Annotated in this window: 13 protein-coding genes and 2 pseudogenes; 4 read left to right on the forward strand and 11 right to left on the reverse strand. The window is 72.6% G+C overall.

The features are described 5' to 3' along the window. The 8 genes and pseudogenes from AC2W7A_RS04420 to mbhE all read right to left on the reverse strand — a co-directional run. Positions 1–230, reverse strand: a pseudogene (locus tag AC2W7A_RS04420) (FAD-dependent oxidoreductase); the annotation flags it as partial. An 83-nt stretch (positions 231–313) separates the two neighbouring features. Beyond that, positions 314–421 (reverse strand): annotated as a pseudogene (locus tag AC2W7A_RS04425) (hypothetical protein); the annotation flags it as partial. 31 nt (positions 422–452) lie between these two features. Further along, positions 453–812 carry a cation:proton antiporter gene (locus AC2W7A_RS04430; protein ID WP_485990297.1) on the reverse strand — a complete coding sequence of 120 codons (360 nt, stop codon included), beginning with the start codon at positions 810–812 and terminating at the stop codon, positions 453–455. Positions 813–815: 3 nt separating this feature from the next. Further along, positions 816–1094 (reverse strand): monovalent cation/H+ antiporter complex subunit F, encoded by a 279-nt coding sequence (locus tag AC2W7A_RS04435; protein ID WP_485990298.1) that lies wholly within the window; start codon positions 1092–1094, stop codon positions 816–818. After that, a complete protein-coding gene (locus AC2W7A_RS04440; RefSeq protein ID WP_485990299.1) occupies positions 1091–1498 on the reverse strand; it encodes a Na+/H+ antiporter subunit E in 408 nt (135 codons plus the stop codon). The genes AC2W7A_RS04435 and AC2W7A_RS04440 overlap by 4 nt, the downstream gene beginning before the upstream one ends. Continuing rightward, complete coding sequence (locus tag AC2W7A_RS04445) at positions 1495–3048, reverse strand: monovalent cation/H+ antiporter subunit D family protein (protein ID WP_485990300.1); 1554 nt, start codon at positions 3046–3048, stop codon at positions 1495–1497. The genes AC2W7A_RS04440 and AC2W7A_RS04445 overlap by 4 nt, the downstream gene beginning before the upstream one ends. Then, positions 3048–3374 (reverse strand): sodium:proton antiporter, encoded by a 327-nt coding sequence (locus tag AC2W7A_RS04450; RefSeq protein WP_485990308.1) that lies wholly within the window; start codon positions 3372–3374, stop codon positions 3048–3050. Before AC2W7A_RS04450 ends, AC2W7A_RS04445 begins: the two co-directional genes overlap by 1 nt. Then, on the reverse strand, positions 3374–6427 hold the full coding sequence (mbhE, locus tag AC2W7A_RS04455) for a hydrogen gas-evolving membrane-bound hydrogenase subunit E (RefSeq protein WP_485990301.1): 3054 nt from the start codon (positions 6425–6427) through the stop codon (positions 3374–3376). The genes AC2W7A_RS04450 and mbhE overlap by 1 nt, the downstream gene beginning before the upstream one ends. Positions 6428–6614: 187 nt before the next feature. On the opposite strand from mbhE, the gene AC2W7A_RS04460 reads away from it, so the two are divergent. Continuing rightward, positions 6615–6761: a hypothetical protein gene (locus AC2W7A_RS04460; RefSeq protein WP_485990302.1), complete on the forward strand. Its 147-nt coding sequence runs from the start codon at positions 6615–6617 to the stop codon at positions 6759–6761. Next, positions 6761–7411: a ZIP family metal transporter gene (locus AC2W7A_RS04465; protein WP_485990303.1), complete on the forward strand. Its 651-nt coding sequence runs from the start codon at positions 6761–6763 to the stop codon at positions 7409–7411. Before AC2W7A_RS04460 ends, AC2W7A_RS04465 begins: the two co-directional genes overlap by 1 nt. Positions 7412–7502: 91 nt before the next feature. Here AC2W7A_RS04465 and AC2W7A_RS04470 read toward each other — a convergent pair whose 3' ends face one another. Both AC2W7A_RS04470 and tpx read right to left on the reverse strand, forming a co-directional pair. Continuing rightward, on the reverse strand, positions 7503–8660 hold the full coding sequence (locus AC2W7A_RS04470; RefSeq protein WP_485990304.1) for a S1C family serine protease: 1158 nt from the start codon (positions 8658–8660) through the stop codon (positions 7503–7505). A gap of 447 nt (positions 8661–9107) precedes the next feature. Then, on the reverse strand, positions 9108–9608 hold the full coding sequence (gene tpx / locus AC2W7A_RS04475; protein WP_485990305.1) for a thiol peroxidase: 501 nt from the start codon (positions 9606–9608) through the stop codon (positions 9108–9110). Between the two features lie 83 nt (positions 9609–9691). Here tpx and AC2W7A_RS04480 point away from each other — a divergent pair, with 83 nt between their 5' ends. After that, positions 9692–10576 carry a patatin-like phospholipase family protein gene (locus AC2W7A_RS04480; protein ID WP_485990309.1) on the forward strand — a complete coding sequence of 295 codons (885 nt, stop codon included), beginning with the start codon at positions 9692–9694 and terminating at the stop codon, positions 10574–10576. Between the two features lie 89 nt (positions 10577–10665). Here the strand turns inward: AC2W7A_RS04480 and AC2W7A_RS04485 are convergent, their stop codons facing one another. After that, on the reverse strand, positions 10666–11235 hold the full coding sequence (locus AC2W7A_RS04485) for a PACE efflux transporter (RefSeq protein ID WP_485990306.1): 570 nt from the start codon (positions 11233–11235) through the stop codon (positions 10666–10668). Positions 11236–11373: 138 nt separating this feature from the next. Here AC2W7A_RS04485 and AC2W7A_RS04490 point away from each other — a divergent pair, with 138 nt between their 5' ends. Next, positions 11374–11889 (forward strand): ferritin, encoded by a 516-nt coding sequence (locus AC2W7A_RS04490; RefSeq protein WP_485990307.1) that lies wholly within the window; start codon positions 11374–11376, stop codon positions 11887–11889. The last annotated feature ends 39 nt before the right edge of the window (positions 11890–11928 follow it).

Genomic DNA, 11928 nt, shown 5'->3' on the forward strand with positions numbered 1-11928 from the left:
TCGTCGAGCACGGGACGGTGCCATGCCAGCCAGGCGCGGCCGTCGTCGCCCAGCTCGGCCGCCGTGGCGGCCGGGTCCCGATGGAGCAGGACCGCGTCCTGGCCGGGCAGCGGGTGTGCCATGGGGAACGACGGGTGGAGCCACTCGAGCCCGTGGGAGGCCAGGTCGAGTTCGGCGAAGGCCGGACTGACGGCGCCGAGGGGATGCCCGGCCGCCCCGAGGTCCACCACGGTCCCCTCCCCCAGCACGGGGGCCGAGGCACAGGCCCCACCGGGTCGCTCGGCGCCTCGTACAGGTCCACCTCCCAGCCCTGCCGCGCCAGCAGGGCGGCGGCGGTCAGCCCGTTGGGTCCGGAGCCGACGACGGCCGCGCGCCCGGGTTCGGTCTGCGGCGGCAGCGGGAAGCCGGAGACGGGACGCATCGTTCGCTCAGGTTTCGCGGGCTGCAGGCACTCAGCGGGGGCCGGGCCCCGGGTCCTCGGCCAGGTCCTGGGGGACGGTGGCCTCGTCCACGTGGGCGCCGGAGCGGTAGATGCCGCGGGCGAGCACGTTGGAGGCCAGGGAGGACACGATGACCAGCGAGGTCGCCGTCAGCAGGAACAGGACCAGGGACCAGAGGGAGAACCCGTCCCGGGCGGTCAGGCACAGGAACACGCCGAAGGAGACGAGGGGCAGCCCCATGCCCGTGGCGGGGCTGAAGACGTTCATCATCTGCAGCCCGTCCCGGGCACGCTGCATGGACACGGCGGAGAGCAGCACCAGGACGGCGCCGCCCACCATGCACAGGGCTCCGATCACGGCGAGGACGATCATGGCTCAGCGCTCCCCTCGGGTCAGGATGCGGCTCAGGGCGACGGTCGCGAGGATGCCGAGGAACGCCGCGAGCAGGGCGACGTCCTGGACCACGGCCGAGTGGAAGACCAGGCCGGCCGAGGTCAGCATGCCGATCGCGGCGAAGTAGACGAGGTCGCCGACCACGGCGCGCTCGGCGTTGGACTGGGCACGCAGGATGCGCAGCACGCCGAGGCCGAATGCGAGGGCCAGCACCGCCACGGTGGCGACGACGGCGACGGTGATCAAGGCGTCGATGCTCATGCGGCCTCCTCCCAGTGCGGGCCGCGCAGCATGCGCAGCAGGCGGTCCTCCATCTCACGCAGTCCCGCGACGATCTCCTCGCGGTCCTGGTCGAAGACGCAGTGGACGTACAGGGTCACCGGCTCCGTGGCGGTGCCGTGCGCCGTGCCCACCACGAGGGTGCCGGGGGTGATGGTGATGGAGCTGGCCATCCACGTCACCTCGAGGTCACGCTCGCAGCGCAGGTCGTAGCGGACGATCGAGGCAGTGGCGAACGTGCCCGGGGTGAGGGCCTTGCGGGCGACGCGGAGCGAGCCGGCGATGACCTCCTTCACCAGCCACAGCACATAGGCGACGGCATGGCCGAGGTGGAAGCACCACCGCCTGCCCCCCTGCGGCGGGCGGGTCTGACGGGTGTCGGTCACGGGAGCACCGCCTTCACGTAGTCGGTCGGGTCGAAGAGGCCGGCGACGCCCTGCTCGACGATCGGCATCAGGGCCCCGGCGCCGACGAACAGCGCCACGGACAGCCCGATCATCAGCAGGCCGGGGGCGGTCAGGCGACGGGCCACGCGGACACCGTCCGGCAGGACCACGTCCGGGCCCCGGCCACCGGTGACGACGTCCGGGCGCATGTGGGTCAGTTCGTCGCCGCCGAAGGCACCGGTCCACAGCCGCTGCAGGGCCATGAGCGTAGCCACGGAGGCCGCCAGCACGGCGGCCATCATGACCCAGCCCCACACGGCCTGACCGTGCTCTCCGCCCTCGGCGGTGGCGGTGATCAGGCCCCACTTGCCCCAGAGTCCGGAGGTCGGCGGCAGGCCGGCCAGGGAGAGCAGGCCGACGGCCACGCCCACCGCGATCGCCGGTTCGCGCCGCACGAGGCCACCCAGACGGTCGATGCGCGACTGGCCGTAGGTGAGCTCCAGGGATCCGGTGAGGGTGAGCAGGCCGGACATCGTGATGACGTGGTGGACCAGGTAGAAGACGCCGGCCACGACCGCGGCCGGGAAGGCCAGGACCACGCCGATGAGGATGTGGCCCACGCCCGCGGTCATCTGGAACGCCAGGACGCCGCGCATGCGGGTCTCGCCGAGCGAGCCCAGGGCGCCGACCAGCATGGTGGCGACCACGAGCACGCCGAGCACCCAGGTGAGCGGATGCGTGGCGAGGTCGTAGGGGGCGTGCTGGGGCGCGAAGGCCACGTAGACGATGCGCAGCACCGCGTAGACGGCGACCTTGGTGTACAGGCCGGCGAAGAGGGCCATCATGCCGGCGGAGGTGCCCGGGTAGGCGCGCGGCAGCCAGCCGTAGGCGGGGACCACGCCGGCCTTGATGAGCAGCGCCACCAGCACCACGGACACGCCCAGGGCCACCCGTGGGTCCTCGGCGGCCGCCCCCTGGAGAACGGCCAGGTTCACGGCTCCGGCCGAGGCATAGACGAGGCCCACGCCGGAGACCAGGATGGCCGAGGTGACCAGGTTGACGATCACGAACATGCGCCCGATGCCCAGGCGCCGCCAGGAGCCGGTCACGGCCAGCAGCGCGTAGGACGGCAGCAGCATGACCTCGACGAATACGAAGAGGTTGAAGAGGTCGCCGGTCAGCAGGGCGCCGTTGACGCCGGCCGACGTCATGAGGGTCAACGCGGGCACGAAGCGGTAGCGGTACTCGCGGGTGAGGATCAGGAACCAGGCCGCCACCGCGGTGGACAGCGAGGTCACCGCGATCATCAGCGCGGACAGGGTGTCCGAGACGAACGGGATCGCGACGCCCGGGGCGAACGCGCCCACGCTCACGGCCATGGCCGGGTGGCCCTGGTGGTGCACCAGCAGCGCGATCGCGGCGACCATCGAGGCCAGCGGCACGCCGACGGAGAGCACGGCGTCGAGCACGCGCGAGCGGGTCACCACGGACAGGCCCGCGCCGAGCAGCGGGACCGCGGCGAAGAGCGGAAGGAGTTCGGCGACGGCCATCAGTGGTCCTCTCCGGTCTCGGGCGGCACGGTCTGGTCGTCGTCACGGCCGATCACGGCCAGGGCCAGCATCAGGATCGACGAGGCCATGGAGATCACGATCGCCGTGAGGACGAACGCCTGGGGCAGGGCGTCGGCCATCTGGCCGATGTCCGCCCCCTTCGTCAGGGGCTCCTGTCGCCAGGCGGGCACACCGGAGGTGAGCAGCAGCAGGTTCACGCCGTGGGAGATCAGCGTCAGCCCGAAGATGGCACGCACCATCTCGCGCTGCAGCACCATCCAGGCGCCGGTGCCGATCAGCAAGCCCACGGTCAGAGCCAGGATCATCATGCGTCATGCCCCCATTCCGGCGGTCGGGTGCCCGAGGAGATGTACTGCGAGCGCGGGCTCACCACGTGCATCGAGGACGTGGTCGGCGGGATCTCGTCCGGGCGCTCGCCGTGGACCGTGTCCATGGGTCCGGAGAGCTCGCCCTCCACCGTCTCATCGAGGCGCTCGCGCATGCCCTCCGCGCCCGGCTTCGCCGAGCGGGCGACGCCCAGGACGTTCACGGCGACGAGGATGAGGCCAATGACGGCGAGGTACACGCCGGCGTCGAAGACCATCGCGGTGGAGAGGTGCTGCCCCAGGACCTCTACGTGCTGCGGCTCCATGTAGGTGCCGGTGGCTGCCATGTTCCACAGGCCGGTGGCGGTGGCGAGCATGACGCCGCCGCCGATGAAGTACACCGGCATGCGGGGCGGCCCGATCTGCCGGTCCTTGGAGGTGGACAGGTACATCAGGCCCACCACGGCCGAGCCGACGAGCGCGGCGTTGAAGCCGCCGCCCGGCTCGTTGTGGCCGCGCCAGAACAGCAGGGCGGAGACGCCGAGCATGATCACGAGGATGACCCGGAGCATCAGCTGCAGCTGCGCGGTGTTGGCCCAGGGGTCCAGGATCGCCCGTCGGGCGGTGGCCGAGCCGAGGACCGGCTCGCCGGAGTCGAAGGTCTTCGCCTCCACCACGGACATCGCCCGGGTGGACGGGTCCAGCCGCGCCGAGCGGACCGTGGAGAGTATGGCCACGATGGCCACGCCGGCCATGCCGAGCACGGTGAGCTCGCCCAGGGTGTCGAGCGCACGGAACTCCACGAGGATCACGTTCACCACGTTGAGCCCGTGGGTCAGCGGATAGGTCTCCTCCAGCAGGTACGTGCCCAGCTCCGAGCGCTCGCGGCGCCCGTTGAGGGCCCACACCGCGGCGAAGGCGGCCAGTCCGGTGGCGACTCCGACCAGCACGGGGACGAGCTGGCGCGTGGGACGGCGGCGGGACGCGGTCGAGGAGCCCCAGGTCTTCGGCAGGCGCTGCAGGACCAGCATGATCACGATGACCGTCAGGGACTCGACGAGCAGCTGGGTCAGGGCCACGTCCGGGGCGCCGAGGGAGAGGATCTGGACCGTGATCAGGATGCCCACGGCGGACAGGGAGACGGTCGCGCCGAGTCGCGTGCGGCTGCGGACCGTGGCGGCCACGGCGATCACGAGCAACACCAGCAGGACGGTGTCGATCGGCCGGTTGATCCCGTCGGCCACCGGCGGGAGGTGGCCGCCTGCGACGAGGCCGGCCACGCCGCCGAGCAGGACGGTCGAGAGGAAGACGAGCATGGCCGCGGCGTGCGGGCCCGGGTGGTCGTGGGCGGTGCGCAGCATGAGCCAGGAGCCAGCACGCTCGAGCCCGGAGCGCGCCCCCTCGACCACACCGGCGCCGGAGGCCGGCAGGCGCAGCCCCTCGAGGGCGGGCCAGAGGGTGCGGCGCAGGGCCAGGGTGCCCAGGCCCAGGGCCAGGACCACCACCGTGGTGACGAGCTCGGCGTTGACGCCGTGCCACAGGGCCAGGTGCGGGTCGTGGACCTCGGCGGCCCCCTCCGCGGCGGTGCCCACGGCGCCCACCAGCGTGTTGATCGGGGCCAGGAAGAGGACGAGCACGGCGGTGGCCAGCAGCGGCACGGCGGTGGAGCCGACCAGCAGGGCGGACGGAGCGTGCGGGTGCAGCGGCTCGGGGGCCTGCTCGCGCGGGCCGTCGAAGAACACTCCCACGACGATCTTGGCGCAGTAGGCCACGGTGAGCACGGAGGCCAGGGCCGCCGCCACGAGGGCCGCCGGTCCGGCCCAGGCCGGGGCCGGCCTCCCCGGCTCCGCCGGCACCGTACTCCAGCATGGCGGTGAGGATCTTCTCCTTGGACACGAAGCCGAGCAGCGGCGGGACGCCCGCCATGGCGGCGCGCCGATCACCGTGAGCACGAGCGCGAACGGGGCCTCGCGGCGCAGGGCCGGCATGTGCCGCAGGTCGCGGGTGCCGGCGGCGTGGTCGATGACGCCCACGGACATGAACAGGCCGGACTTGAACACGGCATGCGCCAGCGTGTGCAGCGCGGCCGCGGCCAGGCCCACGGGGGTGCCGGTGCCGATCGCCGCCACGATCAGGCCGAGCTGGCTCACGGTGGAGTAGGCCATCAGCTTCTTGAGGTCGGTCTGCTGGACCGCCCGCAGGCCGCCCACCAGAGCGGTGGCCAGGCCGGCGACCACCAGCAGGAAGGACCAGGCCGGCACCGCGTGGAAGAGCGGGGAGAAACGCAGCAGCAGGAAGATGCCGGCCTTCACCACGGCCGCGGCGTGCAGGTACGCGGACACCGGGGTGGCGGCGGCCATGGCGTCCGGCAGCCAGGAGTGGAACGGGAACTGCGCGGACTTGGTCATGGCGGCCACGGCCAACAGGACCGCCACGAGGGAGGTCAGTCCGGGCCGGTCCGCCCACACGTCCGCGGCCAGGATCTCGGAGATCCGGGTGGTCCCGGCGGTCACGGAGGCGATCGCCAGGCCGGCCAGCAGCGCGAGCCCGCCGAGGAAGGTGATGAGCAGCGTGCGCATGGACGGAGCCTCGGCGGCGCGCCCGGAGCGGGCGATCAGCAGGAACGAGGCCAGTGAGGTCAGCTCCCAGCACAGGAATAGCACGACGGCGTCGTCCGTGGTCACCAGGCCGACCATGGCCAGGGTGAACATCGCCATGCCGAGGTAGAAGCCGAGGTGCCGGCCGGGCCCCAGGTAGGCCGCGGCGTAGACGAGGACGATCGCGCCGATCACGAGCGCGAGCAGCGTGAACAGGGCGCCGATGGGGTCCGTGCGCAGGGAGAGCTCCACTCCCCAGGCGGGGATCCACGGCATCGTCCACGTGTACTCGGCGCCGGTCCCGGTGAGGGAGCCCAACGCCGGGGCGAAGACGACGGCGGCCGCGAGGTAGACCGCGGCCAGGAACCACCCGGTGGCCCGCGGCAGCAGCCGCGCCACGACCGGGGTGAGCAGAAGGCCTCCCGCAAGCACGCAGAGCGTTAGGGTTGCGGGCATATCCCCAGCCTATCCAAGGGCATGAGTGCTCCCCAACACACCTGCGGTGCCGGGCCTCGTGCGCACGCGAGAGATAGAAGCTGTCATGAGAACGGCCACGGCGGCCGAAAATGTGAGGACTATCACCTCCCATGACCAGCCGCCGGGCCCGCCGAGAGACCGACGACCTGCACAGGAGGAGGCGCCGATGCCGTACCTGGATCCCGTTCTCATCGCGCTCGGCCTGACGCTCTTCGCCGGGGCTGCGACGGTCCTCGGCGGCGTCCTGGCGGTCGTCGGCCGCACCCCGGGGCCGCGGGGCTCGCCCTCGGTCTCGGCCTGGCCGGCGGTGTGATGGTGTCCATCTCCTTCATGGAGGTCCTCCCCGGGGCCACGGAGGGCCTCGTCCCCGACTTCGGCACCTGGGCGGGCACGGTGATGCTGCTGGGGTTCCTGGCCGGCGTGGGCTTGTTCCTGCTGCTGGACCGCTTCCTGCCGGAGCGGGTGGAGCTGGCCGAGCGCGAGGACGGCGCACCGGTGACCCGGAGGGACCGCCGGATGCTGCGGCTCGGGCTGGTGACCGCCGTCGGCATCGGCCTGCACAACCTGCCGGAGGGGTTCGCCACGTTCGCGGCCACGCTCTCGGATCCGGAGGTCGGCCTCGCCCTGGCCGTCGCGATGGCGATCCACAACGTGCCGGAGGGCCTGGCCGTGGCGGTGCCCGTCCGGCAGGCGACCGGGTCCCGGCGCAAGGCCCTGGGCTGGGCGGCGCTGACCGGCATCGCGGAGCCGCTCGGTGCCCTGGTCGGCTACCTGCTGATCGCCCCGATCCTCACGGAGGCCCTGCTGTCCCTGGTCTTCGCCGCGGTGGCCGGGATCATGGTGGTGATCAGCCTGGACAAGCTTCTCCCCGCGGCCCGCGAGGCCGGCGGCGGCCGGGTCGCACTGGCGGGCATGCTCATCGGCATGGTGGCCATGATGGTCTCGCTGGACATGCTCAACTGAGCCTGCCGGCGGGCCACCGCACGGGAGCAGCTCACCGGGACCGGTCCGGCGGCCTTCCCGACGACGGCCGGTCGCCTGGGGTGCACGGCCGTCAGTTGACCACGGCCTCCTGGAGGACGGCCTCCTCCTCGCGGGTCGTCCCGTCCGCGGTGCGCCACTTGACGGTGATCCGCTCCCCCACGTTGCGGTCGTTGACCATCCGGGACAGACGCGAGGCGCTCGTGCCCACGGACCGGCCGTCCACTGCCACGATCACGTCGCCCGGACGCAGGCCGATCTCGTCGGCCGAGGAGCCGGCGTCCACGTCGACGACCACGACACCGTCGTCCCCCGGGAAGATCATGATGCCCAGGGCGCCGTCCGCGCCGATCGAGACGGTGTCCGTCTCCTCCCCGGAGAGCACCTGCTGCACCACCCCGAGGGCGACGTCCAGCGGGATCCCGAAGCCGTCCACCTCGTTCGAGGTGGTGCCGGAGCTGGCCGCCACGGACACGGCCACGACCTGCCCGTCCGCGTCCACCATGGGCCCGCCGGAGTAACCGGGGACCACGTCCGCGTCGGTCTGGATCAGGCCGGTGAGACGGGAGTAGTCTTCGCTGCCCTCGGGCGCGGCGTAGATCGAGCGGTCGAGGCCGAGCACCTCGCCCCGCACGCTCGTGAGATACCCCTGGCCGCGCCCGTTGCCGACCGCCGCCACCGGGTCCCCCGGACGCGGGTCCTGCGCAGCCAGGCTCGCGGTCTCGAGCCCTTCGGCGTCCTCCAGCTGGAGCACGGCGATGTCGTTCTCCGCGTCCCGGCCGAGCACGGTGGCGGTGTATCGCCGGCCGGTGTCCGAGACGGTGACGCGCACCCGGGAGGAGTCCTCGACCACGTGGTAGTTCGTGACGGCCAACCCGTCCTCGGACAGCACGATGCCAGTGCCGGTCCCCATCGCTCCGGCGAGCTGGGTGTCCACGAGCAGGATGCCCGGCGCCTGCATGACGGTCTGGCCCTCGTCCAGTCCGCGGCCCCGGTGGGGCGGGGCGTCCCAGTCCACCTCAACCCCGTCATGGACCTCGGTCAGCGCCTGGACCCAGTCCTCGGGGTCCCGGTCCTCGTAGGGGACGGAGCGTTCCGTCACGCCGCCGCCGGGCCGCGGCGACTGCTGCTGTTCGTCCTTGATCCGGTCCGTCAGCTCGCTGACCGCGAAGGTCGCGCCGCCGCCGGCGAGGATCAGCGCGCCGACCACGCCGGCGGCGGTGATGAGCATGCGCCCGCAGGACTTCCGGCGCCGCGGCGGGCGCCCAGGCGGGTACCCGCCCATCGCATACCGGGGATCACCCATCGCATACCGGGGATCACCGTACGGACCGGACCCAGAGGGGACGCCGCCGTAGGGACTGTCGCCGTACGGTCCGCCGCCGTAGGGGCTGTCCGTGGACGGTCCGGCTCCGAACGAGCCGCCCCCGAAGCGCGGGTCGCCGCCCGCTGGAGGCGGCGGGGCGGACGGATCGCGTCCCTCGGACCCCCACCACGCGGAGGCGGGGCCGCCCCACCCGGGCGAGCGGCCGTCGTCGTGCCTCCGATAGGCGTCCAGGGGCCCCTCGGGCCACTGCCCCTGTTCCCGATCCGCACGGCCGGACGACCCGTACCCCAGGTAGGCGTACGGGTCCTGCGGCGGACGGCCGCGGCGGTCCTCGGGACGGCGGGGCACGGCTCAGGCCCGGGCGGCGGCCAGGGCGGCCTCGTAGTCGGGCTCCTGGGCGATCTCGGGGACCAGCTCGGTGTGCTTCACGGTGCCGTCCGGGCCGATGACCACCACGGAGCGGGCAAGCAGGCCCTCGAGCGGACCGTCGGCCATGCGCACGCCGTAGTCGTCGCCGAAGGCGGAGCGGAAGGTGGAGGCCGGCAGCACGTTCTCGATCCCCTCGGCGCCGCAGAAGCGGGCCGCGGCGAACGGGAGGTCCGCGGAGACCGCGAGGACCACGGCGTCCTCCAGGTCCGCGGCGCGCTGGTTGAAGGTGCGCACGGAGGTGGCGCAGACCCCGGTGTCGATCGACGGGAAGATGTTCAGGACGACCGTCCTCCCGGCCAGGTCCCCCAGGGAGATCGCGGCCAGGTCCTGGCCCACCAGCTCGAAGGCGGGCGCGGCGGAGCCCACGGCCGGCAGCTCGCCGACGGTGGAGACGGGGGTGGAGCGGAAGGTGATGTCAGCCATGGTGTCCACCCTAGGATGGGGGCGTGGCAGGGAACACCTCATCTCACTCCGGCTCTCCCCAGGGCGAACAGGACCGCGCGCGCATGCCGGTCAACGTCACGGACACCGCCCTCGTCTTCGAGGGCGGCGGCATGCGCGCCTCCCTCACCTCCGCCGTGGTGGCCGGGCTGATCGAAGAGGGGGTCTTCTGCGACTTCGTGTCCGGGATCTCCGCCGGCTCGTCCAACACCGCGAACTACCTGGCCCGGGACGCCCGCCGCGCCCGCGCCTGCTTCGTGGACTTCGCGGACGACCCCCGCTTCGGGTCCTGGCGCACCTGGATCCGCGGCCAGGGACTCTTCGCCGCCGAGTACATCTACGAGCACGCCGGCCGCCCCGGGCAGGCCCTGCCCTACGACTTCGGCGCGTTCCGGGCGAACCCCACGCGCTTCGCGATCGGCGGGTTCGACGCCGAGACCGGCGAGACCGCCTGGTGGGGCCGCGAGGACGTGCACACCCTGGACGACCTGATGGTGCGCGTCCGCGCCTCGTCCACCATGCCGGTGCTCATGCCGCCCGTGAAGTTCGCCGGCACCACCTGGGTGGACGGCGCCCTCGGCGAGGACGGCGGCATCCCGCTCACCCCGGGCGAGCGGGCCGGATACGGCAAGCAACTGGTGATCCTCACCCGCGAGCGCTCCTACGTGAAGCGGCCCGAGCGGTTCCCCGGCTTCTACCGCCGCTACTTCCGCCGCTACCCGGCCGTCGCCGAGGGGCTGACCACCCGCTGGAAGCGGTACAACGAGACCCGCGAGCGCCTCTTCGAGATGGAGAAGGCCGGCACCGCCTACGTGTTCGCCCCCGAGCACATGCCCGTGCAGAACGGCGAGCGCAACGTGGCGAAGCTGGCCGCCGCCCACGAGCTCGGCCGGAAGCAGTTCGCCAAGGAGCTGCCGGCCATCAAGGAGTTCCTCGGCCTGGACGGCTGAGCGGCTCGGGTTCGGCCTGCGTGTGGCCGGATCTGCGGGCCCGGAGCAGAGGCGCAGGCCCGGACCGGTGCCGCATACCTGGACCGGCCTCAGACCCGGTCGATGGGGCCGGTGAGCACGTCCACACCGGAGGCCGGGTGGGCGGTGGAGGTGCCGGCCGGCGGCTCGGCGGCGGAGTCCGGCAGACCGAAGACCGAGTCGAACACGAACGCGTACGCCGCCGTGTAGAGGAAGAAGAACACCAGCAGGCCGGCCTCGATGGCGATCGCCTCGGCCAGGGACACCTGCAGGATGAGCGCGACGGTCGGCACGAGCATGCAGACCAGCCCGGCCTGGAACAGCACCGCGTGCCAGATGCGTACCCGCAGCGGACGGCCGGTCACGCCGGAACGGCGCTCCCACCGCTCGAACAGGGTGTTGAAGGCCAGATTCCACAGCAGCGCGATGGTGGAGTTGGCGATCGCCAGCAGCAGGGAGGAGTCCGCCTGCTTGCCCACCAGGGTCAGCAGCACCGTCACGAAGAGGACCGCGAGCACCTCGAACACCACCGCATAGACGACGCGGCGTGCGGCCGGGCTGGGGAAGACCCGGCGGCCGACGAGGGCACGGCGGCCACCGGGGCCGCGGGGCACGTCGGAGGAGGCGGGGGCGGTGGGCACGGGGTCCTTCTTCCTGAACGGCGGGCGGGGGTCGGCCGCTCAGTCTATGCCCCACACCGGCAAGGCTGTGCCCCACACCGGGACAGGTGAGCCTCACCAGCCTTTCGGCGCGGCCCGCGCACGTCTACGGTGGACACCATGAAGCTCACCGACGACCTGCTGAAGAAGTTCAACGACCAGATCACCCTCGAGCTCGAGGCCTCCACCGTGTACCGCCAGCTGGCGATCGCCGCGGACAACCTCGACCTGACCGGCATGGCCGCCTGGCTGCGCCACCAGGCGGACGAGGAGATCGTCCACGCCAACAAGTTCATCGACCACGTAACGGACCGCGACGCCTACGCCGAGATCGGCGCCGTCAACGCCCCGCAGGTCCCCCGCGACGCCACGGCCCTGCAGATCTTCGAGGCCGCCCTGGCCCATGAGGAGAAGGTCTCCGAGGCCATCCGCGAGCTCTACCGCGCCACCGACGCGGCCGGCGACCTCAACGCCCGCCCGCTGCTGAACTGGTTCGTGGACGAGCAGATCGAGGAGGAGGCCACCGTCTCGGAGATCATCGGCCAGCTCCGCATGGTCGGCGACGACGGCTCGGGCCTGCTGCGCATCGACCAGCGCCTCGGCACCCGCCCGGTGGAGACCACCGAGGCCGAGTGACCTCCCGGGCCGCGGCCGCCCCCCCGGCGACCGGCCGCG

Source organism: Micrococcus sp. LASM2_SD2, assembly GCF_057364565.1.